General features: G+C 52.7%; 18 protein-coding genes. 11 read left to right on the top strand and 7 right to left on the bottom strand.

The features are described from left to right. A complete protein-coding gene (gene pdxY / locus O6D90_RS20375; RefSeq protein WP_016155591.1) occupies positions 1-858 on the top strand; it encodes a pyridoxal kinase PdxY in 858 nt (285 codons plus the stop codon). A gap of 471 nt (positions 859-1,329) precedes the next feature. On the opposite strand, the gene O6D90_RS20370 is transcribed toward pdxY, so the two are convergent. Continuing rightward, positions 1,330-2,883, bottom strand: coding sequence for an L-lactate permease (locus O6D90_RS20370; RefSeq protein ID WP_016151550.1), 1,554 nt, complete (start codon positions 2,881-2,883; stop codon positions 1,330-1,332). Between the two features lie 580 nt (positions 2,884-3,463). Between O6D90_RS20370 and O6D90_RS20365 the strand changes: the two genes are divergently transcribed. Genes O6D90_RS20365 through O6D90_RS20355 form a run of 3 tightly spaced genes read left to right on the top strand, consistent with a single transcriptional unit; the run spans position 3,464 to position 6,306 of the window. Further along, positions 3,464-4,183 (top strand): (Fe-S)-binding protein, encoded by a 720-nt coding sequence (locus O6D90_RS20365; RefSeq protein WP_016155592.1) that lies wholly within the window; start codon positions 3,464-3,466, stop codon positions 4,181-4,183. A 10-nt stretch (positions 4,184-4,193) separates the two neighbouring features. Continuing rightward, on the top strand, positions 4,194-5,621 hold the full coding sequence (locus O6D90_RS20360) for a LutB/LldF family L-lactate oxidation iron-sulfur protein (protein WP_016151552.1): 1,428 nt from the start codon (positions 4,194-4,196) through the stop codon (positions 5,619-5,621). Next, positions 5,614-6,306, top strand: coding sequence for a LutC/YkgG family protein (locus O6D90_RS20355; RefSeq protein ID WP_016155593.1), 693 nt, complete (start codon positions 5,614-5,616; stop codon positions 6,304-6,306). The genes O6D90_RS20360 and O6D90_RS20355 overlap by 8 nt, the downstream gene beginning before the upstream one ends. 48 nt (positions 6,307-6,354) lie before the next feature. Here O6D90_RS20355 and gntP read toward each other — a convergent pair whose 3' ends face one another. Continuing rightward, positions 6,355-7,698, bottom strand: a complete 1,344-nt coding sequence (gene gntP, locus O6D90_RS20350) for a gluconate permease GntP (RefSeq protein ID WP_016155594.1) — start codon at positions 7,696-7,698, stop codon at positions 6,355-6,357. 260 nt (positions 7,699-7,958) lie between these two features. Between gntP and uxuA the strand changes: the two genes are divergently transcribed. From uxuA to O6D90_RS20325, 5 genes are all read left to right on the top strand, one after another. Further along, a complete protein-coding gene (uxuA, locus tag O6D90_RS20345) occupies positions 7,959-9,143 on the top strand; it encodes a mannonate dehydratase (protein ID WP_016155595.1) in 1,185 nt (394 codons plus the stop codon). A 78-nt stretch (positions 9,144-9,221) separates the two neighbouring features. Continuing rightward, a complete protein-coding gene (locus tag O6D90_RS20340) occupies positions 9,222-10,697 on the top strand; it encodes a fructuronate reductase (RefSeq protein WP_080859427.1) in 1,476 nt (491 codons plus the stop codon). Between the two features lie 221 nt (positions 10,698-10,918). Beyond that, positions 10,919-11,692: a Uxu operon transcriptional regulator gene (gene uxuR, locus O6D90_RS20335; RefSeq protein WP_029139754.1), complete on the top strand. Its 774-nt coding sequence runs from the start codon at positions 10,919-10,921 to the stop codon at positions 11,690-11,692. 647 nt (positions 11,693-12,339) lie between these two features. After that, positions 12,340-12,549 carry a hypothetical protein gene (locus O6D90_RS20330; protein ID WP_016151558.1) on the top strand — a complete coding sequence of 70 codons (210 nt, stop codon included), beginning with the start codon at positions 12,340-12,342 and terminating at the stop codon, positions 12,547-12,549. A 176-nt stretch (positions 12,550-12,725) separates the two neighbouring features. Then, positions 12,726-13,733 (top strand): porin, encoded by a 1,008-nt coding sequence (locus O6D90_RS20325; RefSeq protein ID WP_016155597.1) that lies wholly within the window; start codon positions 12,726-12,728, stop codon positions 13,731-13,733. A 61-nt stretch (positions 13,734-13,794) separates the two neighbouring features. Here O6D90_RS20325 and O6D90_RS20320 read toward each other — a convergent pair whose 3' ends face one another. From O6D90_RS20320 to O6D90_RS20305, 4 genes are all read right to left on the bottom strand, one after another. Then, positions 13,795-14,196 carry a hypothetical protein gene (locus O6D90_RS20320; RefSeq protein WP_016155598.1) on the bottom strand — a complete coding sequence of 134 codons (402 nt, stop codon included), beginning with the start codon at positions 14,194-14,196 and terminating at the stop codon, positions 13,795-13,797. Between the two features lie 190 nt (positions 14,197-14,386). Beyond that, the gene (locus O6D90_RS20315) at positions 14,387-15,574 is read right to left on the bottom strand and encodes an MFS transporter (RefSeq protein WP_016155599.1); all 1,188 of its coding nucleotides are present in this window, start codon (positions 15,572-15,574) and stop codon (positions 14,387-14,389) included. 97 nt (positions 15,575-15,671) lie between these two features. After that, positions 15,672-16,952, bottom strand: coding sequence for a DUF445 domain-containing protein (locus tag O6D90_RS20310; RefSeq protein ID WP_016151562.1), 1,281 nt, complete (start codon positions 16,950-16,952; stop codon positions 15,672-15,674). A gap of 75 nt (positions 16,953-17,027) precedes the next feature. Beyond that, positions 17,028-17,954, bottom strand: coding sequence for a LysR family transcriptional regulator (locus tag O6D90_RS20305; RefSeq protein WP_016151563.1), 927 nt, complete (start codon positions 17,952-17,954; stop codon positions 17,028-17,030). 219 nt (positions 17,955-18,173) lie between these two features. On the opposite strand from O6D90_RS20305, the gene O6D90_RS20300 reads away from it, so the two are divergent. Next, entirely contained in the window at positions 18,174-19,406 is a 1,233-nt protein-coding gene (locus tag O6D90_RS20300; RefSeq protein ID WP_003019196.1) for a dicarboxylate/amino acid:cation symporter, read from the top strand. 30 nt (positions 19,407-19,436) lie between these two features. Further along, positions 19,437-20,627, top strand: coding sequence for a cystathionine beta-lyase (metC, locus tag O6D90_RS20295; protein ID WP_016155600.1), 1,191 nt, complete (start codon positions 19,437-19,439; stop codon positions 20,625-20,627). Between the two features lie 92 nt (positions 20,628-20,719). Here metC and mdtM read toward each other — a convergent pair whose 3' ends face one another. Next, positions 20,720-21,961: a multidrug efflux MFS transporter MdtM gene (gene mdtM / locus O6D90_RS20290; protein ID WP_016155601.1), complete on the bottom strand. Its 1,242-nt coding sequence runs from the start codon at positions 21,959-21,961 to the stop codon at positions 20,720-20,722. Positions 21,962-22,254 lie beyond the last annotated feature (293 nt).

Below are 22,254 nucleotides of genomic sequence, written 5' to 3'. Positions count from 1 at the left end.
ATGAAAAACGTGTTGTCTGTTCAGTCGTCAGTCGTTTATGGCTATGCCGGAAATAAAGCCGCCGTGTTGCCGATGCAGCTCTCGGGGATCGATGTCTGGCCGTTTTACACCGTACAGTTTTCCAACCACACCCAGTACGGGATGTGGCAGGGCATGGCGATGCCGCACGGCGAGCTGAGCGCCATCATCAGCGGGCTGGATGACCTGCAAAAACTGGCGCAATGCGATGCCGTGCTGTCCGGGTATCTCGGGGACAAACGCCATTGCGAAGAGGTGAAGCTCGCGGTCACCACCATTCGCCAGCGTAATCCCCAGGCGCTCTATTTTTGCGATCCGGTGATGGGCGACCCGCAAAAAGGCTGCATCGTCGCGCAGGGCGTGGAGTCCTTTTTTGTCGATGACGCCATTCAACTGGCTGATGTGATGGGGCCGAATCTCTATGAGCTGGGCGTGCTGACGGGCAGACAACTACGTAGTTTTGACGAGGTGGTGGAAGCGGCGCAGCAGCTGGTGGCGTGGGGCGTGAAGAAGGTGCTGGTGAAACATCTCGGCGACTGCTCGCGCGACAAACAGGCGTTTGAAATGCTGCTGGTGACGGCGGAACAGACATTACACATCGCCCGGCCGCTGTATACCTTTGCCAAAATGCCGGTGGGCGTTGGGGATCTGATTTGCAGCGTGATGCTGGCTTCACTGCTCAACGGTTATGAGGACAAGCAGGCGCTGGAGCGGACCACCAGTGTCGTCGACGCGGTGATGCGGCTGACGAAAGAGCACGACTCGTATGAACTGCGACTGATAGACGCGCGTCACCAGATAATGGAGCCGCAAATTCGCTATCTGGCAACGGTGCTGTAGCGCCGCAAGGAGGCTCTATGTTTCTGACACTGCTACGATTTCAGCATCCGCTGATCTACCGTTTTGCATGGCTTCGTCTGTGGGTCAGGGTGTTAAGAGCGTGCGGGCTGCGTAAGTGAAAGGGGAGAACATTTTTCTCTGCTGCCGGATGCGGCGCTTGCGCCTTATCCGGCCTACAAATGAGCGTGAAACGTAGGCCCGATAAGCGAAGCGCCATCAGGCATTAGCGCCAGGCATTACACGCGGAAGTAGCGTGGTGGGATCAACGCGGAAAAGGCGTCGAACTTCTTCACCATCTTTTTCCAGAACAACATAACAACAATCCTCGATTTGAAACATCGGCGCTATTTTAGTCAGCGCCGACAAATCGTAAAGCCAGTCGCTTCGTTTCGATCCTGAAGCGGTGTAAACCTTTTTGGTCACCGCGTCGTCAAATACGGTTGCCGTGAATTTGACGGGGTTGACAATGGATTACGCCATAAACCAGTAATAAAAGAGACCGACTTTCAGGCCAAGGATCACAATATAGGCGCAGCAGTATTTCATGGTGCCAGACATTATCTGGTTGGCCTGTCCGTCCATTTTGGTGGCTGAAACCGCAATGGCGATACTCTGCGGCGAAATCATTTTCCCCCCCGTTGCACCAGAAGTATTCGCCGCCGCGAGCCAGTTGGGATCGATATGCAGTTTACTGGCGGCAATGGTTTGCAGTTTGCCGAACAAAATATTCGAGTTGGTATCGCTGCCGGTAACAAACGTGCCCAGCGCGCCAATCACCGGGGCGAGGAAGACGTAGGAACTGCCGGTCAGATCGACAATCGACTGGGCCAGCGTGGAGATAATCCCGCTGAGATCCATCACCGTGGCCAGCGCGACAATCGCCATAATCGCCACAATGGAATTTTTAAGCTGGAAAATGGTTTTGATAAATACTTCCAGCATCCCGCGTGCGGACGCTCCCTGAATAAAACCGCCGATAAGGGTCGCAAAGATGATCAGCATCCCCGGCGTGGTCACCCATTCAACTTTCAGCGCCAGCGTGTTGCCGTCGGCGAGCGTGAAATGCAGCACCGAGGCCAGTTGGGACGCCGCGCCTTTGATCGTCGGGAACAGCGGTGAGCACAGCAGGATAAAAACAAAAATAAACAGATAGATAGAGCCTACGCGGAACAACACTTTTGCCGAGCGCGGCGTGGTTTCGCGGGTATGGCTGACCTCAATGCGCCACTCGGGATCGGTTTTCCCTTTGCGCAGGCGGCTGACCATCGCCACGGCAAACAAGCTGACCAGGCTACCGGCAAAGGCGGGCAATTCCGCGCCAAGATGGATGGCGACAAAATATTGCGGAACCAGCGTGGTGATGCCGCAAATCAGCGTGATCAGAAATACGCCACGAATGGCTTTCAGGCCGCCGCCAATAATGCAGACAATGACAAACGGCAGCAGGATATTAAACAGTGCGAGCTGCAGAATAATGGTTCCACCTAAGGTATACACCGGCAGGTTAACCTGTTCCGCCAGAATAGAAACCGGGATCCCGACCGCGCCGAACGCGGTGGGAACGGTATTCGCCACGAGAGAAGCGATCGCCGCCTTCAGCGGGTTGAATCCCAGCGCAATAAGAATGCCGATCGGAATGGCGACCGCCGTGCCATAACCTGCCGCGGCTTCAAGGAATCCGCCGAAGCACCATGAAATCAGTAGCACTTGAATACGCTTATCTTCGCTAATGCTGGCGAGAATATCGCGCAGAATATCCAACGCCTTGGTCGCCTGCATGACGTTATAACTGAAGATGGCGCCGAGGATCACGATCACAATCGGCCATAACCCCTTCAGGGCGCCATAGCCTATCGCGGCTTTCAGATTCTGTACGGGCATTTCCCAGAATATGGCCGACAGCGCGGCAGTGAATACCAAAGAGATCAACACGGAATAATGGATGGGCATTTTCAATTTCAATATTAAAAATACCATCAGTAGTAAAGGAGAGAGTGCCAGGGCAAACATAAAATATTCGTTCATTGCTATTCCTGATTGGTTCATTAAACCTGATTTATATTTATGGTGGGGAGGCTACATTGCTGGGTTAATAAAGTATGTAAACTGAATCGCTTCAGTGAATAAAGTAATTATGATTTGTAGTTTTGTAACTATTGTAATCTTTTAATTAAAATCCAATACCAGGTAAATATACTTAAGAGTAAGTTGAATACCTATAAATAGTTATATGATAACCTTTTTAATAATGCTGGTGATGAGAATAGTAAGCACCTGAAACTGTTATTAAGGTGTTCATAACGCTGTGGTTTTAAATATAAAAATGTGAGCGAGACCGAAAGAAATAAACCTGGTTGTTGCATATGGGGGTTGATTAGGGGATTATTTGGTTTTGTCATACAAATGAAAATACAGACATATGCGACTGTCCTGACTTAAGAAGCGGAGAGTCGGCATCAAAGGAAAACGACCCGAGCATCACCATGAACCCTGGCATTAGTAAAAACAGCAAACAGAAAAACTGGGCGTGAAATACGGCTGAACCTTTGCTTGATATCGCGATATCAAGCGCAATAAACAGAAATGAAGCAATGGAGTAGTTATTGTGAATGTAAATTTCTTTGTTACCTGCATTGGTGACGCACTGAAATCACGGATGGCACGAGACTCCGTATTGCTGCTGGAAAAACTGGGTTGTCGCGTTAATTTCCCCGAGAAGCAAGGGTGTTGCGGTCAGCCAGCCATTAACAGCGGTTACATCAAAGAGGCGATCCCTGGGATGAAAAACCTGATCGCCGCCCTGGAAGACAACGACGATCCGATTATCTCGCCAGCAGGCTCCTGTACCTACGCGGTAAAAAGCTATCCGACGTATCTGGCCGATGAACCGGAATGGGCGCTGCGTGCCGAAAAGGTCGCCGCGCGTATGCAGGATCTCACCTCCTTTATCGTCAACAAGCTGGGCGTGGTGGACGTCGGCGCCAGCCTGCAGGGCCGCGCTGTCTATCATCCCTCTTGTAGCCTGACTCGAAAGCTGGGAGTGAAGGAAGAGCCGCTCACGCTGCTGAAAAACGTGCGCGGGTTGGAGCTGCTGACGTTTGCCGATCAGGATACCTGCTGCGGCTTTGGCGGGACGTTTTCGGTCAAAATGGCCGAGATATCCGGCGAGATGGTGAAAGAGAAAGTCTTACATTTGATGGATGCGCAGCCGGAATATTTGATTGGCGCAGACGTCAGTTGCCTGCTGAACATTGGCGGTCGACTGCAACGGGAAGGCCAGCCGGTCAAAGTGATGCATATTGCTGAAGTGCTGATGAGCCGCTGAGGGGAAAGAGATGTCGATAAAAACCAGCGATGTAGAATTTAAACTGCGCATTCGTCAGCAGATAGAAGATCCGATCATGCGCAAAGCCGTGGCCAATGCGCAGGAACGTATTGGCGCAAATCGACAAAAAATGGTCGATGAGTTAGGCCACTGGGAAGACTGGCGCGATCGTGCCAGCCAGATCCGCGATCACGTGCTGAGCAACCTCGACGCTTACCTGTATCAACTCTCCGAGAAAGTGACGCAAAACGGCGGCCACGTCTATTTCGCCAAAACCAAAGAAGAGGCCACCGCCTACATTCTGCAGGTCGCGCGAAGCAAAAACGCGAAGAAGGTGGTGAAGTCCAAGTCGATGGTGACCGAGGAGATCGGCGTCAACCATGTCCTGCAGGATGCGGGAATCCAGGTGATCGAAACCGATCTCGGGGAATACATCCTGCAATTGGATCAGGATCCACCTTCGCACGTCGTGGTCCCGGCTATTCATAAAGATCGCTATCAGATCCGCCGCGTGCTGAACGAGCGTCTGGGGTATGACGGCCCGGAAACCCCGGAAGCCATGACCTTGTTCATTCGCCAGAAGATCCGCGAGGATTTCCTGAGTGCCGAAATCGGTATTACCGGCTGTAACTTTGCCGTGGCGGAAACCGGTTCAGTATGCCTGGTGACCAACGAAGGCAACGCGCGCATGTGCACCACGCTGCCGAAAACGCACATTGCGGTGATGGGCATGGAGCGTATCGCGCCGACCTTTGCCGATGTGGATGTGCTGATCACCATGCTGGCGCGCAGCGCCGTGGGCGCTCGTCTGACGGGCTATAACACCTGGCTGACCGGCCCGCGTGAGGCGGATAACGTGGACGGACCGGAAGAGTTCCATCTGGTGATTGTCGATAACGGTCGCTCGCAGGTGCTGGGCTCTGAGTTTCGCGATGTGCTGCGCTGCATCCGCTGCGGGGCCTGTATGAACACCTGCCCGGCGTATCGCCACATCGGCGGACACGGCTATGGCTCGATCTATCCCGGCCCTATTGGCGCGGTGATTTCTCCACTGCTCGGCGGCTATAAAGATTTTAAAGACCTGCCGTACGCCTGTTCCTTATGCACGGCCTGCGACAGCGTCTGCCCGGTGCGTATTCCGCTGTCAAAACTGATCCTGCGTCATCGTCGGGTGATGGCCGAGGAGGGCATTACCCCGAAAGCCGAGCGACGGGCGATCAAAATGTTCGCTTATGCCAATAGCCATCCGGGGCTGTGGAAAGTCGGGATGATGGCGGGCGCGCATGCGGCAAGCTGGTTTATCAATGGCGGGAAAACCCCGCTCAAGGTTGGCGCGATTGGTGACTGGATGGAGGCGCGCGATCTGCCTGATGCTGACGGCGAGAGCTTCCGCAGCTGGTTTAAGAAACATCAGGCGCAGGAGAAAAAGAATGGATAACCGTACCGCGTTTTTAAACACCATCGCCCAGGCGCTGGGTCGCCCGCCGCGTTTCGAACCGCAAGCGGATGCCGCACCGGTTAACAATTATGCCAACGAGCGCCTGACCGAACTTAGCCCGCAGCAGCGCTGCGATGCGTTTATCCAGTTCGCCAGCGAAGTGATGCTGGCCCGCTGTGAACTGACTCGCGAGGACCAGGCCGCAGAAGCAGCGCTACGCCTGTGTGAAGAATTGGGTCAGCCGGTAGTGCTGAGCGGCGACAGCCGACTGGTGACGCTGGGCATCACCGAACGCTTGCAGCAGGAATGCAACGCCGTGGTCTGGGATCCGGCGCGAGGCAGCGAAAATATTACCGAGGCCGAGCAGGCGAAAGTCGGCGTAGTGTATGCCGAGTATGGCCTGACTGAGTCCGGCGGTGTGGTGCTGTTTTCCGCGCCGGAGCGCGGGCGTTCTTTGAGCCTGTTGCCGGAGTCCTCGATTTTCGTGCTGCGTAAAAGCACCATCCTGCCGCGCGTGGCACAACTGGCAGAAAAACTGCATCAGAAAGCGCAGGCCGGTGAGCGTATGCCGTCGTGCATTAATATTATCAGTGGACCCAGCTCGACGGCGGATATCGAGCTTATCAAGGTGGTTGGGGTGCATGGCCCGGTGAAGGCGGTGTATCTGATTATTGAGGATTGTTAAGGCAGGAGAAAGACCCGCTCTGGCGCTGCGGCCAGAGCGGTATCGACGTTATGCAATCAGGCTGATGATCAACACGATTACCAGGCCAACCACGGAGTTCACCAGCTCCAGCAGACCCCAGGTTTTCAGCGTATCCTTCACCGACAGGTCAAAGTAGCCTTTGAACAGCCAGAACGAGGCGTCGTTGATATGGGTCAGGGTGTTGGAGCCAGCCGCCGTCGCCAGTACCAGCAACGCCGGATCGACGCCCACCAGTTGACCGGTTGCCGGGTCGAGAATGGCTGCGCTGATAATCCCCGCTGCCGTCATGGCTGAGACCACGCCCTGACCGGTTGCCAGACGAATAAGCACGGTTATCAACCACGCCATGATGTATGGCGAAATATTGCCGTGCGACATCAGCATGCCGATGGTATCGCCGATGCCGGTATCGATAATGGTCTGCTTCAGTACGCCGCCCGCGCCGATGATCAGGATCACCATAGCGATGCTTTTCACCGCGTTTTCAAAGGCGTTCATCACCCATTGCATGTCGTGACCACGCGCGGTACCAAACAGCACGAAGGCGACAATCATGGCGATAAACATCGCAATTGGCGAGGAGCCTAAGAAGTTGACCACTTCCCACGCCTGCGTTCCTTTCACCAGCCAGATGTTGGCGATGGTGGTGGAGATCATGATGATCGCCGGGATCAGCGGAACCAGAATAGAGATGCCGAAAGACGGTAGATTGTTCTGGTCAACCGGTACGTCGGCCTTCATGAATGACGGCGTCGGGCGATCGAGGTTGCCGAGGAACTTCGGCAGGATAAGCCCGGCGCAGATCACGCTCGGAATAGTCACCAGAATACCGTAGATGTAGACCATACCCATGTCAGCGCCGTAGGCGTTAACCAGCGCGACCGGACCAGGCTGCGGTGGGAACAGAGAGTGGGCGGTGGTGGCGGCGGCAACGGCAGGAATCGCCAGCTTGAGGAACGGGATCTTCGCTTCTGCGGCAATGACGATCACCAGCGGCGCCAGCATAATAAACGCCACTTCATAGAACATCGCCAGGCCAAAAATCAGACCAATAATGATCACCGAAAGCTGCACATAGCGCAGACCGAGTCGCGCCAGCAGCGTATGAGCAATCTGATGCGCCGCTCCGGAATCGACCATCAGCTTACCGATGACTGCCCCGAATACCACGATAATCGCCAACTCACCCAGCGTGCTGCCAAAGCCGGATTTCATGGTGTGCAGCAGCGCCATTAAGTCCATACCCGCCAGCATGCCGACCGAGAGCGCCGCCAGCAGCAGGGCGACCATCGAGTTTATTTTGAATCTTAGATTGAGCACCAGCATCAGACCGATGCCGAATACGACCCACAGAATATTGAGAACATGCATATAACGTCTACCTTTATTGGTTGAACTATTATGATTTTGGTTGAGATGTTATCTGTATTGGTTAACCATTGATGCGATGAATGTCACATTGCGTTACATGTTTACATCTTTACTGCGCTTTATGGCCGTAAAATGGCGATCTAATCAGCAAAAATCGTGATTTGGTTAACCAATTCATTCCTTCAGGTTGACATGTCATACCAAAAGGAGGAATTTATGTGCCATATCGTCGAGTCCATAACGTAAATGAGGAATAAAAGATGGAACAGACATGGCGCTGGTATGGTCCTAACGATCCGGTCACCTTAGCGGATGTACGTCAGGCGGGTGCCACGGGCGTGGTCACCGCCTTGCACCATATCCCGAACGGGGAAGTGTGGACGGTTGATGAGATCCTAAAACGTAAAGCCATTATTGAGCAGGCGGGCCTGGTCTGGTCGGTCGTCGAAAGCGTACCGATCCACGAAGATATTAAAACCCGTTCTGGTAACTATCAGCAGTGGATCGCCAACTATCAGCAAAGCCTGCGTAACCTGGCCCAGTGCGGCATTCGTACCGTGTGCTACAACTTCATGCCGGTTCTCGACTGGACCCGTACCGACCTGGAATACGTCCTGCCGGACGGCTCCAAAGCGCTGCGTTTTGACCAGATTGAATTTGCCGCCTTTGAGCTGCACATCCTCAAACGTTCGGGCGCGGAAGCGGATTACACCGCCGAAGAGATTGCTCAGGCGAATGAACGCTTCGCCACCATGAGCGATGAAGACAAAGCGCGTCTGACCCGCAATATCATCGCCGGTCTGCCAGGCGCGGAAGAGGGCTATACGCTTGACCAGTTCCGCCAGCATCTTGCGCGTTATAAAGATATCGATAAAGCCGCACTGCGCGAGAACTTTGCCGTCTTCCTGAAAGCAATTATTCCTGTGGCGGAAGAAGCAGGCGTGCGGATGGCGGTACACCCGGACGATCCGCCGCGCCCAATCCTCGGCCTGCCGCGCATTGTTTCTACCGTGGAAGATATGCAATGGATGGTCGATACGGTCAACAGCATGGCGAACGGTTTTACCATGTGCACCGGCTCCTACGGTGTTCGGGCGGACAACGATCTGGTCGACATGATCAAACAGTTTGGCCCACGCATTTACTTCACCCACCTGCGCTCCACGCTGCGTGAAGATAACCCGAAAACCTTCCATGAAGCGGCGCATCTTAACGGCGACGTCGATATGTACGGAGTCGTGAAAGCGATCGTTGAGGAAGAGCAGCGCCGTAAAGCCGAGGGTAAAGAGGACCTGATCCCAATGCGTCCGGACCACGGCCATCAGATGCTTGACGATCTGAAAAAGAAAACCAACCCAGGCTACTCCGCGATTGGTCGCCTGAAAGGGCTGGCGGAAGTGCGTGGCGTTGAGATGGCTATCCAGCGCGCTTTCTTTAGCCGCTAAAGCGAGTTGCCGGTCACCTGTCTGGCCGGCTTTTTCTTTTCTCTTCCGTTGGTCATTCAACGGGTTCTGGAGTTCACGATGACAACGACAATTGCCAATAGCAACCTGCCGGTTGCTCGCCCTGCATGGGACAGCTCGCGCCTGCAATCCCGCATTGTTCACCTGGGATGCGGCGCATTTCACCGCGCGCATCAGGCGCTGTACACCCATCATCTGCTGGAAACCACCGACAGCGACTGGGGGATCTGTGAAGTTAACCTGATGCCGGGTAACGATCGCGTCCTGATTGAAAACCTGCGCAAACAGCAACTGCTGTATACCGTGGCGGAAAAAGGCGCGGACAACACCGTGCTGAAAGTGATTGGCTCGATGAAAGAAGCGTTGCACCCGGAGCTTGACGGCTGTGATGGTATTTTACAGGCTATGGCGCGCCCGCAGACGGCAATTGTCTCGCTGACGGTCACGGAAAAAGGCTACTGCACCGATGCTGCCAGCGGACAGTTAGATCTCAATAACCCGCTGATTAAACACGATCTGGCGAATCCAGGCGCGCCGAAATCGGCGATTGGTTACATCGTACAGGCGCTGCATCTGCGTCGTGAGCAAGGGCTTGCGGCCTTTACCGTGATGTCTTGCGATAACGTGCGTGAAAATGGTCATGTGGCGAAAGTCGCGGTGCTGGGTCTGGCGCAGGCGCGCGACCCGCAGCTGGCGCAGTGGATTGAGGCTAACGCCACTTTCCCGTGCACCATGGTAGACCGCATTGTTCCGGCGGCGACGCCAGAAACGTTGCAAGAGATTGCCGACCAGTTGGGGGTGTACGATCCGTGTGCTATCGCCTGTGAGCCATTCCGTCAGTGGGTTATCGAAGATAACTTTGTCAACGGTCGCCCTGACTGGGACAACGTTGGTGCGCAGTTCGTTGCCGATGTGGTACCGTTTGAAATGATGAAACTGCGTATGCTCAACGGCAGCCACTCTTTCCTCGCGTATTTGGGCTATCTCGGCGGCTATGAAACTATCGCTGATACCATGACAAATCCGGCGTATCGCAAAGCGGCGTTCGCGCTGATGATGCAGGAGCAAGCGCCGACGCTGTCGATGCCGGAAGGCACCGATCTTAACGCCTATGCGACGCTGCTCATTGAGCGTTTCAGCAACCCATCACTGCGTCACCGCACCTGGCAGATTGCGATGGACGGCAGCCAGAAATTGCCGCAGCGCCTGCTAGATCCGGTGCGTCTGCATCTGCAAAACGCCAGCGACTGGCGTCACCTGGCGCTGGGCGTGGCGGGCTGGATGCGCTACACCCGTGGCGTGGATGAACAGGGGCAGGCCATTGATGTTGTCGACCCCTTGCTGGCTGAGTTCCAGCGCATTAACCAACAGTTCCAGGGGGCCGAACGCGTGACGGCGCTGCTGGGGCTGAGCGGCATTTTTGGCCATGATCTGGCGGAAAACGCTGATTTTGTGGAGACAGTTATCGCGACGTATCAACAGCTGTGTGAACACGGTGCACGCGAGTGCGTTGCGGCGTTAGGCGCTGACGCATAATCCCCGAAGTATGACGGGTCAATCAAAATGCTGATTTGGTTGACCCGTTTTCTGTTTTTGGCTTCCCGCAAATGCTATAGTTCAGGCGAAAAAACGTTTTTTGTAGGCTTGATAAGATGCGTCAGCGTCGCCATCAGCCAACGGCACAGGTGTCGGATGGCAGCGCATGTGCCTTATCCGGCCTACGGATCTGAATTGACGCATCTGACGGACATAACACGATGAAATCGAACACTTCTCAACAAAGACCCTACCAGGAAGTGGGTGCAATGATCCGCGATCTGATTGTCCAGACGCCGTACCAGCCCGGGGAGCGTTTGCCGCCGGAACGTGAAATTGCTGAGATGCTCAATGTCACTCGCACGGTGGTTCGCGAAGCGTTAATTATGCTGGAAATTAAAGGTCTGGTGGACGTGCGTCGCGGCGCCGGGATCTACGTACTCGACAATGCAGATGCGCAGACCATCGACAGTACGGATGTCAATCATTGCAATGACGCGGGTCCGTTTGAGCTGCTGCAGGCGCGACAGCTGTTGGAAAGCAATATCGCCGAATTCGCCGCGCTGCAGGCTACCCGTGAAGATATCGTTAAAATGCGCCAGGCGTTACAGTTGGAAGAGCGGGAGCTGGCCTCCAGCGAAGCGAACGGTTCTGAAAGCGGCGACATGCAGTTCCATCTCGCCATAGCCGAAGCCACGCATAACAGCATGCTGGTGGAGCTGTTTCGCCAGTCATGGCAGTGGCGTGAAAACAACCCGATGTGGATCCAGCTCCATAGCCACCTTGACGATACCCATTACCGTAAAGAGTGGATGGGTGACCACAAACAGATCCTGGCGGCATTAATCAAAAAGGATGCCCGCGCAGCCAAGCTGGCAATGTGGCAGCATCTGGAAAACGTCAAACAGCGCCTGCTGGAGTTTTCAAATGTTGATGACATCGACTTTGATGGTTATCTGTTTGATTCCTGGCCGCTGGATAAAGTTAACGCCTGATTTTCCTTTCTCTCCCATGCGGGCTGTTGCAGCCCGCGCGACACTTTTCAGCACAAAAGTTTATTGCATAACAACGCTTTTTTCTCGTCATGAACGTCACGTAAAAAAAGGTTTCCATCACCTCAGATGATGATTTTTCCTCCGTCGTTACGCGGTGAAAATTGATTTATATCAATTAAAAACAACTTATTTTTGCATGCGAAAAAATGCATTGTTTACCTTATTTTTACCTTTCCGTGCTTATTTTTAGACAAAACGGGCCTGTGTTAAGTGAGAATCAAACTGATTTCCGCGGTGGTCAGAGCGAGGCAGCCTGGAATAACAGTGCATAAAAACAGGCGCTTCACGGAAATGTAGACATTAATAACGGCACGTAACTTATTGGCTGTAATGATGTTTTGATTTGAGATCATGTTTATTGTCAATAGTTCTGGCTTTTTTAATCAAATGAATAAAAGTGAATATATGTAAAGTTAAAATTACACATTATTCTATAATCAAGTTATCTTTCATTTGAAATGCTGTTCCAGTTTTTTGTCCGTTATTAACAGTTTCATTACTATTGTCACTGTATTTTGCCGTTGACATGTTTTTACACTGACTGCATATTTCATCGCCATAAGCGTGTTTGCGTTCAGGAGATGATAATGCCCTCTCGAGATTACCCCGATATTAGAAAGGCCAGGGGTACCCGTTCAAAAGATATGGTTCTTTTAAGTGCCCGTGTCGATACCTCTCTGTGGGAATATGTTCGTACGCTGGCATTTGAAACCCGTAAAAGTAAACAAGATATTATTGCCGAAGCAATAATGTTATATCGCTCTGTTAATGAGAGCGTAAACGAAGAATCCAAGTAATTACTCTCTGTTCGGGTTTTATTTAACCCCAAATGATATGTGTCTTGCCACTTTATTATTACCTTCATTGGTGTGTTAGAGGTTTTCCCCTTTTCCATAGGGGGCTTTTTTATGCGGGTATTCTGCCTTCATAACAAAGTTGATAGCAAAATTCACAATTAAAAGTGAGTAATAACATGAAAAAGTCAGCAGTGGCATTAGCTGTAATGGTATTAGGGGTAACCTCCGTTCATGCAGCGGAAATTTATAATAAAGATGGCAACAAACTGGATCTGTACGGCAAAGTAAAAGCGGTCCATTCCTGGACTGGCGGCACCGATGCCGACGGTACATACGCGCGTCTGGGTTTTCGCGGTGAGACACAAATCAACGATCAACTGACCGGTTATGGCCAATTTGAAAGTCAGTTTGATGCCTCTAAAGCAGAAGGTTCTCAGAATGGCGTCAATACACGTCTGGCGTTTGCTGGCCTGGATTATGGCCATGACGTTAGCTTTGACTACGGTCGTAACTACGGTATTGCTTATGACGTGGGAGCTTACACTGACACTCTTTCAGAGTTCGGCGGCGACTCCTTTGAAGATACTGACCGCTTCCTTACTACACGTACTGCTGGCGTTGCAACACTCCGCACCAAAAATCTGTTTGGAGCCGTTGATGGTCTGAACATTGGCGCGCAATACCAGGGCCAGGATGACACTAACATTAGCCCGGCAAAACAGCATGGCAATGGCTATGGCTTCTCCCTGGGTTATGACAATATTGCGGATTCCGGCGTATCTGCGATTGCGGCCTACACCACCAGTGCGGTGACTGCTCTGCAGAAACGAAGCGGCTGGGATGGCGAAAACGCAGAGTTCTGGGGTGCGGGTCTGAAATATGATGCTAATGCCATCTACGTCGCGACTATGTACGGCGAGTCCCACAACCTGATTCAGGATGCGGATAAAGCTGAGCACTTTGAAGCAATGGCTGCGTATGTGTTTGATTTTGGTCTGCGTCCGAACGTGGGTTACGTTCACGCGCGTGACAACAACAATAATGACCTGACTGAATACGTAGCGTTGGGCACGGATTACTACTTCAACAAAAACATCGTGGCTGATGTGGGGTACAAAATTAACCTGCTCGATGGCAAAGACGACGACAACCAGGTTGTTGCGGGTCTGACCTATCAGTTCTAAGTTTTTGTTCTGATATGCAAAAGGCGTCTTAGTTAAGACGCCTTTTTTACCTCTGCCGTGTTTAAACTGGCTGACTCTCTTTCACCTGTCCACCGCTAAACAGCCATTGCCAGATGCCCACTTTTACCCATGCGACCACGCAGAGAATCAGGTAAAAAAGTGGATTATGCGTAATGGTAACGTACATGACCTCCATTAAATCCACATGCAAATTTCCGGCAATTGCCATATTGATAACAAAAATTGAGGCTACTGCGCTGGCCAGTAAAATAAATACGGCCTGAAGCTGGGTTATCTCTGGTAACCTGCCAGAGGCCCATTGCCATAAAAATGTTGTTGTTAACAGGAATATAAGAAACAATCCTAACGCGCCAAACAGGCCAAAGTCTTTATAATCCTTTAGCGTGCCAATTAAACCCACCAAAATAATTAACCCCAGTAGTATTTTTTTAAACCATGACATGTACTTTTCCCGAAGATAGTGTTGATGCTGAGTTAATATGTCCATTTTTACGCATTTTAAATTGAGTTTATAAATGAACAGCCGGGAATTATAAATTGTCTGGCGGGTAATTGCTGATTGTTTGTTGTTTATTAAATGTTGACATTTGATTGCGGACTAATCCTAAGATACCTGTTTATAAGGTTGTCGATTATACCCTTTTGGGGGAGGCGAAACGCTGTTTGTATAATTGTGTGAGGCTGATCAGTGCCGCAATAAACAAGGCGACGGCACCGCATAGCGTGGCATTAACGATCGCTTGAGCGCCGCTTCCTAGCAGGCTGGTTAATAGCGGTCCGAGTATTTGCCCAATGCCGTAAGTCAGGGTGACCAGGCCCAGCAGATTAATATTGCGCGGTACGCTAAGTTGACGGGCGAGCGGCATGACCAGCGAAGTGGTCCCCATAAACGTTGCGCCAAAACCCACGCTGCTTATCACCAGCAGCTGCAAGGAGTCGCTGGCGAGCGTCATGACCACGCAGCCGCTTTGGATCAGTAAATTCGCCGTCAGGCATTGCAATACCCCCCAGCGTCGGGCTGCCCACAGCCAGGCGAAACAACCCGGAATAATCGATATGCCGACCAACGACCAGAGATGGGCCGTCAGCAGCGGCGACCCGGCACTTTTCGCCATCAGTGGCAGGTATGTAGCGACAATGATGTAGCCAAATCCGGCTAATCCATACAGTAGCGCCAGCAGCCACCAGGACATAGGCTGATGCTCTGTTTTTACCGGTGTGGCGGCGGGAAGCGCATGGTCGCGAGATGGCAAGAGCATAACGAGTAGCACAAAGAACAGCGCGGAAGCTGCCGCTGCCCCCAGCCAGAGCGTGTGTGATGACAGCGCAAAATGCAGACCGCTGATGACATATTCATTGCCCAGCAAAATGCCTGCGCCAACGCCGGAGAACAATGCGGCGATCACGAAGGGATGCCGGGTATGATGCAGGACGATCATCGAACCAAAAATCATCATACCGGCACTGGCGACGCCTGCCAGAAAACGGATCAGCATCACCAGCGTGGGCTGCTTAACGCTTGCCATTGCCAGAATCAACCCTGCGGTAGCGAGCGCAGAAGTTAACAACATCGGGCGTAAACGTGAGGGAAGATGGAAGAGCCCGAAGGAGAAGAGCAGGCTTCCCGCCAGATATCCGGCGTAGTTGGCGCTGGCAATCCAGGAGAGCTGGTCAAACGTAAACTGACCTTCCGACAGCAGTACCGGGAGCATCGGCGTATACAGAAAGCGTCCAATTCCCATGCCCAGCGTTAAGACCAGCATGCCAAAGAGCGCGACGCTGATGGCATGACGATTTGAATCGGGGCTTCCCTGGGACATACGGACTCTCATTTCACGCTGTTAGTTTGATAATTGTTATATTACATGTGCAAATGATAATGAAAAGTAAAATAAAAACAGGGATTTTACTTTCTCCTTAAAAATTCGCCAGCGTCAGCAGGGAAGGAATTTGCGACAACAGATATAACACCAGCCCAATAGAACCGCCGACCAGCGTGCCGTTGATGCGGATAAACTGTAAATCTTTGCCGATGTTTAGCTCAATTTGCTGCGACATATCGCGCGCATCCCAGCTTTTCACCGTGTCGCTGATGTGGCGCGTCAGGAAGGTGGCGAACTCCGGCGCAACTTTATACGCGGCCTGCTCCAGATGCCCATTCAGTGAGGCGCGCAGGGCGCTGTCGGCAACCAGTGTTTCGCCGAACCACTGTCCGGCGCTGGCGATGCGCTGCTTCACGCGCGAATCGTCAGCGTTAATGTCGGTTTTCACCCACTGGCGCAGGTCTGCCCACAGTTCGCCAAGATAACGGTTGAAAGCTTCGTCTTCCTTCAGATAGTTTTTCATGCTTTCGGCCCGCACGGCCATCTCCGGATCGTGTTTGAGCTTATCGATTAGCTTAAACGTGGCGCGATCGAAGGCGTGGCGGATCTGATGCGCCCGATCGTGGCTGATGTCATCCAGTAAGGAATTAACGGCATCAGACACCAGTTCGGCGCTGTGCTCGCCCAGCCATTCAGTCGGCAGGATCTTCGCTTTCAGCGGATGCTCGGTCTCCAGCCAGTGCACGATCTGTCGGGCGATAAACGCCCGCGAGCTGTCGCGCTGGAGCAGGGCGATAAGTTGGGCGATCAATGTGTCGAGCAACACCTGATGGCGGTTGTTTTTGGTCATGCTTTCCAGCATCAGCGCGCTGGTACCGGAGAGATCGACCTTGTCGATGGCTTTGTGCACTGCCCGCTTGATCAGCCGCTGAATGCGGGCGTCGTCGGTGAGTTCGAGAAAACCGCTCATGATCTGCAGCAGATGCTGGCCAATTCGCTGGGCGTTTTCCGGTTGGCTGAACCAGTTACCGATCAACAACGCCGGTTCATGGCGGCGGATCAGGGCGATCAGGGACTGGGTGTCGAGAAATTTTTCCTGCACAAACTGACCAAGGTTCTCCCCGATCCGATCCTTATTGCGCGGGATAATCGCCGTATGTTGCGAGATGAACGGGATTGGTACCCGTCGAAAAAGCGCCACCACGGCGAACCAGTCCGCCAGCGCACCGACCATCGCCGCTTCGGCGATCGCTTTGATCCCGAGCACCCAGAAGTTAGGCGGCAGAAACAGCGTGATGACGAAGGTAGCGGCGGCAATCAGCAGCAATGAGAGCGCCAGTCGCTTGGCGCGTTTGAGTTCAGCAATTTTATTCATAGGCTTAAGGATAGAGCCAGACGGGGGGATCGCGCAAAAAATGTGGAGCGCCTCCCATTTTCAGACGAGCAAAGCTTACTCCGGGATCCAGTTGTCCCAGGCGGGTAAGGGGCCGAGTTCCGCCACCAGAAAATCGATAAACGATCGCACCTTCGGATTGCTGTACTTACTGGGAAAATAGAGCGCATACAGGGCGTGGGTTTCGCAGGTGATGGTGCCGTCGAGCATCAGCGGCGTTATCTCTTCTTTTTGAATATGATCGCCAATCAGATAGGTGGGCAAATACGCCACTCCCTGATCTTCTAACACCGATTTCAGCAATACCAGACTGCTGTTGGCCTGGATAGGCATATGCAGTTTTAACTGATGCAGACGATCCTGTTCATCCGCCACCTTCAGCACCGGCGTGAGACCTGGGTAAACCAGGCAATCATGATTGACCAGATCGCTACGACGCTGGGGCATGCCTTTTTTGGCAAGGTAGCCGGGTGAGGCGCAGTACGCCCAGCGGACAGGCACCAGCTTGCGCATTGCGTAGTTCTGCGGTGGTGCGGTGGAGATTCGCAGGGCGATGTCGAAATCCGTTTCGTTCAGATTCACGAAGTTATCGTTGAGATCGATATACAGATTCACATCTGGGAACTGGGAACGATATTTATCCACCAGGTTCACCAGCCGGGAATAACCAAACGCAATTGAGCAGGTTATACGTAATTCACCCTGCGGGCTGTGGTAATAACCGGAGGTGGTATTCAGCGTTTCATCGAATTCTTTCAAAAGCTTATTGGCGCGGTTAAAGAGATATTGCCCGGCATCGGTCAGGGTAATACTGCGGGTGGTACGTTTAATTAATGTCGTGCCTAACGTATCTTCCATTGCCGCCAGGCTTTTGCTGACCGCAGATGGCGAAACGTTGAGCTGCGCCGCGGCTTCTGACAATCCTCCGCAGTCGACGATTTTAATGAAAAACTCCAGATGCTTGAGTGAAATCGGCGTACTCATAGTTTCCTTTTATTCACAAGTGATTTGCAAAAACGGTACGAATAGGCCGTTACATTCGCGTTTTAAACATGCAACTATTGAATCACAGGAAACAACTTGCTGGCAAAATGAAAAAATAACAACTTAGGTGAGTTACGTCACAAAATAAAAGGAGGCGAAACGGAAACTCATCACATTGTGAATTTAATCTCATTAAATATTATTCTAAAGGTACCGATTATGTGGTCACGACTCGAACCCTACAGATCGTCGATTATTTTATTAGTTGCTCTGGTGATTGGCGGCTTATTAGGTATTTATGCCCCCTCGTTTGCAAGTAAACTCCAGCCAATCGGCCAGATATTCTTAAATCTGCTATTTATGATTATTGTGCCGCTGGTGGGGATCAGCGTCATGTCTTCGATCGCCAGTATGACCGACCTGAAAAGGCTGGGGCGCATTATGGCGATTATCTTTATTGTTTCGATCGCAATGGCCTTTATTCCGGCTGCCGGGATCGTCGCGCTGGCGCTATGGTATAACCCGGCGCAGGGCGTCACTATCGATCTTTCGCAGTCGGTGCAGGCGGGCAGCGGTAAGATGGATTTTGTCAGCATGATCACGACCAGCGACTTTATCGGACTGTTTTCCAAGTCCAATATTCTGGCGCTGATTGTAATGGCGATTATTGCTGGTGTGGCGATTGGTCAATCGGATCAGGCCGGTAAGCGCATTGCGTCGCTGCTGGAAGATGCCAATACCGTGATCATGAAGATCGTCTCGATCATTATGAAGGTCGCACCGATTGGCCTGGGCTGCTATTTCGCTGCCACTATGGCCAGTCAGGACTCTGCACTGCTGCTGACCTTTGCTCGCGCCATCGGCCTGTTCATGGTGGCCACGCTGGTCTACTTTGTTTTTGGCTCGATTCTCTATTCGTATATTGGCGGCGGTATTCCGGCGGTCAAAGCTTTCTGGCGTAATGCGATTGAACCGTCTGCGACTGCGCTGGGAACCTGCTCTTCGCTGGGGACTCTCCCGGTAACGCTGCGTGCCGGTAAGGCGATGGGGATTAACCCGGAAATCGTTGATGTCTCCATTCCGCTACTGGTTAACCTGAACAAAGGTGGCGTGGCGATGATTGCCGCGCTGAAAATTGTCTTTATCTATTCCGTGCTGGGCATGGAGTTCACCACCGAGACCTTCTTCCTGACCATGCTGATTGCGGTGCTCTCCGCCATTATCGTCGGCGGCGTACCGGGCGGGGCATTCCTCGGTGAAATCTTTATCGTCACTACGCTGGGCCTGCCAATGGAAGCGATCCCGATGTTGGTAGTGCTGGGCACGATTACCGATGCGCCTGCCACACTGATTAACGTTATCCATGATTTGAATGCGGCGCAGATTGTTGAACGGTTCGCTGGAAAAAAGCAGACCAACACTGAAATAAACTCTACTGCTGCGGTGGTATAGGTTTCACACGGATTAAGAACAGGAGATGTTATGAAAGACGCAATGAAGCTTGAGACGCAATTAGTTGTTGCGGGTCGCGACAAACGCTACACCCAGGGAGCGGTGAATCCGGTTATCCAGCGCGCCTCTTCGCTGGTGTTTGATACCGTGAAAGACAAAAAATTCGCCACCGCCAATCGCGCAAATGGCGAGCTGTTTTACGGTCGTCGCGGAACCTACACCCACTTTGCCTTCCAGAAGGCAATGAGCGAACTGGAAGGCGGCGTTGGCTGCGCGCTTTACCCGTGCGGCGCCGCGGCGGTGACCAATGCGATTCTGGCGTTTGTTCAGGGTGGCGATCATATTTTGATGACGGGCGCGGCCTACGAGCCAACCCAGGATTTTTGCAATAAGATCCTGAGTAAATTCAATGTGGAAACAACGTATTACGATCCGTTGATTGGTGCTGGTATCGTTGATCTTCTGCGTCCGGAAACGAAAGTTGTATTCCTCGAATCGCCAAGTTCGATCACCATGGAAGTCCAGGATGTACCGGGGATGGTGAAAGCTATCCGCGCGGTTAATCCGGAGATTGTCATTATGATCGACAACACCTGGGCGGCGGGTGTGCTGTTCAAAGCGCTGGAATATGGCGTGGATATTTCCATTCAGGCGGGAACGAAGTACACCATCGGTCATTCGGACGGCATGCTGGGCACGGCGGTGTCCAACGCGCGTTGTTGGGATCGTCTGCGCGAGAACTCCTATTTGATGGGGCAAACGCTGGATGCCGATACGGCCTACAACGGCAGCCGTGGATTGCGCACCCTGGCGGTACGTCTTAAGCAGCATCAGGAGAGCAGCATCCATATTGCCCGCTGGCTGTCGGCAAGGCCGGAAGTGGCGCGGGTGAATCATCCGGCATTACCGGAATGCCCGGGGCACGAGTATTTTCAGCGTGACTTTGCCGGAAGCTCAGGCCTGTTCTCGTTTGTGCTGAAAAAGAGACTGACCGACGAGCAGATGGCGAATTTCCTCGATAACTTCTCACTGTTCCATATGGCCTATTCGTGGGGCGGATTTGAGTCGCTTATTCTGGCGAATCAGCCGGAAGAGCTGAACAGCATTCGCCCAGCCGGAGAGGTAGATTTCAGCGGCACCTTGGTCAGGGTGCATATTGGCCTTGAGGATATTGGCGACCTGATTGCCGATCTGGAAGCAGGGTTTGCGCGCATTGCTTAAGATAATGTGATGGTTGCCGGATGCGGCGCAAGCGCCCTATCCGGCCTATCACTACGACATAGGCCGGATAAGCGTCAGTGCCATCCGGCAGGTTAGTTTTCAGTGGCTAACGTTGTTGTTTCATGCTGGCGAACCCGCTTCAGTAAGCCTGCCAGGGTAAAGACGACAGCAATACCCGCCGCAACCGCCAGCAGATGAAACGAAATCCTGCCGCCGTTAAACCACAGCCAACGTCCGATTTCGACAGAAACCGCCATCACCGTCAGGATGACCATATTCAGCGACGCCGAGACCGTACCCTTCGGTAAGTTGTTGGAAAACAGCGTAAAGCGGAACAGCGTCGGAAAGATCATACCAATGCCAAACGCATACAGGCTGGTTCCCAGCACCGACCACAGCCAGACGTGCGGCCACAGCAAATTGCCGGCAATCAGCACCGCCAGTCCGCTCAGTTGAATGGGTGCCGCCCGCCAGATAAAGCGTGGCTGGGTTGGATCCTTCACAAAACGAACAACCACCATATTGGCGACGATCACCGCGCCAAACACCGGTGCCTGCGCCCAGGCAAACTCTGATGTGCTCATACCGCCAGCGTCGATCAGGATCACCGGCGAGACCGCCACCCAGCTCATCATCGGGATATAGCTTAGCGACAGCGTGGCTGCGCCAAACAGGAATACCCGGTTGCGGAAAACGTCGCGGAAATCACACAGTACGCCGCGTGCACTGAACGGCACCGCGCCGCGCTTAACGGTTTCCGGCATTGCTAACGCTAGCCCAATCAGGGCGATAAGCCCCATGGCGGCGATAATGGCGAACAGGATTTTCCAGTGTACAAAGTGCATCAGCGCTGCGCCGGAGAGCGGGCCGATAACCGGCGCAACCAGCACAATGGAGGTGATTATCGCCATTAACTTTATGGCCTTCGTTTGCCCAAACGCTTCCTGCACCGTGACATAGCCAACGGTAGCGATAAAGCAGATGCTGGTGCCCTGTACAAATCGGGCGACCAGAAATTGCGTCATTGAGGTGGTCAATAGCGTGGCAGCGCAGGCGAGCGTAAAAATTAACGCCCCTGCAATCAGCACCGGTCGACGGCCAATCCGGTCGGAGAGCGGTCCCAGCAGCCATTGCAGCGCCATGCCGCCAGCCAGATAGAGGCTCACCGCAGCGGGGGCCAGGCTGACGTCGGCGTTGAAATCACGCACCACATTGATGATGCCTGGCTGGATCAGGTCCGTCGACAGATAGGCGGCGAAGTCATATAAAATCAACGCGACAGGAAAAAATAGCGTCGTGGTGCGTTGGGAGAAAAACGCGAGAATCCGTTGCATAAAACAGCTCCTTTTCGGGAGAAAACCCTCAACGGGAATAGCGAAATTCAATACCGTCTTTGAGACGTCAGACCGATGACAAAAAAAAGCAGACTGCAAATGTACTGAATTTCATGTAATCAAAAACGCTGCCTGCGCGAGGCGCAAACAGGAGAAACGTTTTCAGACTCGGGTCAGAAAACGTAACGATTACAGGTAACAATCAGCACATCGCACCTCGGGAAGAATTGGTTGAATGGATAATAGCCACCCAAAGTGTAATGCGGATTGGATATTAATTAAACGAGTTTATC

Origin of the sequence: Citrobacter sp. 21OH12SH02A-Citro (assembly GCF_027919895.1) — a bacterium.
In the GTDB taxonomy this organism is placed as follows: domain Bacteria; phylum Pseudomonadota; class Gammaproteobacteria; order Enterobacterales; family Enterobacteriaceae; genus Citrobacter; species Citrobacter braakii.
The sequence above is the reverse complement of the archived record's forward strand: the minus strand, read 5'-3'. Positions and strand labels throughout refer to the sequence as shown.

What these genes read in the sequence shown, in the direction of transcription:
- O6D90_RS20370 (WP_016151550.1), bottom strand. Translation starts at nt 2,883, where the DNA reads ATGAACGAATATTTTATGTTTGCCCTGGCACTCTCTCCTTTACTACTG.
- metC (WP_016155600.1), top strand. Translation starts at nt 19,437, where the DNA reads ATGAAAGACGCAATGAAGCTTGAGACGCAATTAGTTGTTGCGGGTCGC.
- O6D90_RS20325 (WP_016155597.1), top strand. Translation starts at nt 12,726, where the DNA reads ATGAAAAAGTCAGCAGTGGCATTAGCTGTAATGGTATTAGGGGTAACC.
- O6D90_RS20305 (WP_016151563.1), bottom strand. Translation starts at nt 17,954, where the DNA reads ATGAGTACGCCGATTTCACTCAAGCATCTGGAGTTTTTCATTAAAATC.
- O6D90_RS20310 (WP_016151562.1), bottom strand. Translation starts at nt 16,952, where the DNA reads ATGAATAAAATTGCTGAACTCAAACGCGCCAAGCGACTGGCGCTCTCA.
- gntP (WP_016155594.1), bottom strand. Translation starts at nt 7,698, where the DNA reads ATGCATGTTCTCAATATTCTGTGGGTCGTATTCGGCATCGGTCTGATG.
- mdtM (WP_016155601.1), bottom strand. Translation starts at nt 21,961, where the DNA reads ATGCAACGGATTCTCGCGTTTTTCTCCCAACGCACCACGACGCTATTT.
- O6D90_RS20355 (WP_016155593.1), top strand. Translation starts at nt 5,614, where the DNA reads ATGGATAACCGTACCGCGTTTTTAAACACCATCGCCCAGGCGCTGGGT.
- O6D90_RS20340 (WP_080859427.1), top strand. Translation starts at nt 9,222, where the DNA reads ATGACAACGACAATTGCCAATAGCAACCTGCCGGTTGCTCGCCCTGCA.
- O6D90_RS20320 (WP_016155598.1), bottom strand. Translation starts at nt 14,196, where the DNA reads ATGTCATGGTTTAAAAAAATACTACTGGGGTTAATTATTTTGGTGGGT.
- O6D90_RS20300 (WP_003019196.1), top strand. Translation starts at nt 18,174, where the DNA reads ATGTGGTCACGACTCGAACCCTACAGATCGTCGATTATTTTATTAGTT.
- O6D90_RS20360 (WP_016151552.1), top strand. Translation starts at nt 4,194, where the DNA reads ATGTCGATAAAAACCAGCGATGTAGAATTTAAACTGCGCATTCGTCAG.
- uxuR (WP_029139754.1), top strand. Translation starts at nt 10,919, where the DNA reads ATGAAATCGAACACTTCTCAACAAAGACCCTACCAGGAAGTGGGTGCA.
- O6D90_RS20315 (WP_016155599.1), bottom strand. Translation starts at nt 15,574, where the DNA reads ATGTCCCAGGGAAGCCCCGATTCAAATCGTCATGCCATCAGCGTCGCG.
- pdxY (WP_016155591.1), top strand. Translation starts at nt 1, where the DNA reads ATGAAAAACGTGTTGTCTGTTCAGTCGTCAGTCGTTTATGGCTATGCC.
- O6D90_RS20330 (WP_016151558.1), top strand. Translation starts at nt 12,340, where the DNA reads ATGCCCTCTCGAGATTACCCCGATATTAGAAAGGCCAGGGGTACCCGT.
- uxuA (WP_016155595.1), top strand. Translation starts at nt 7,959, where the DNA reads ATGGAACAGACATGGCGCTGGTATGGTCCTAACGATCCGGTCACCTTA.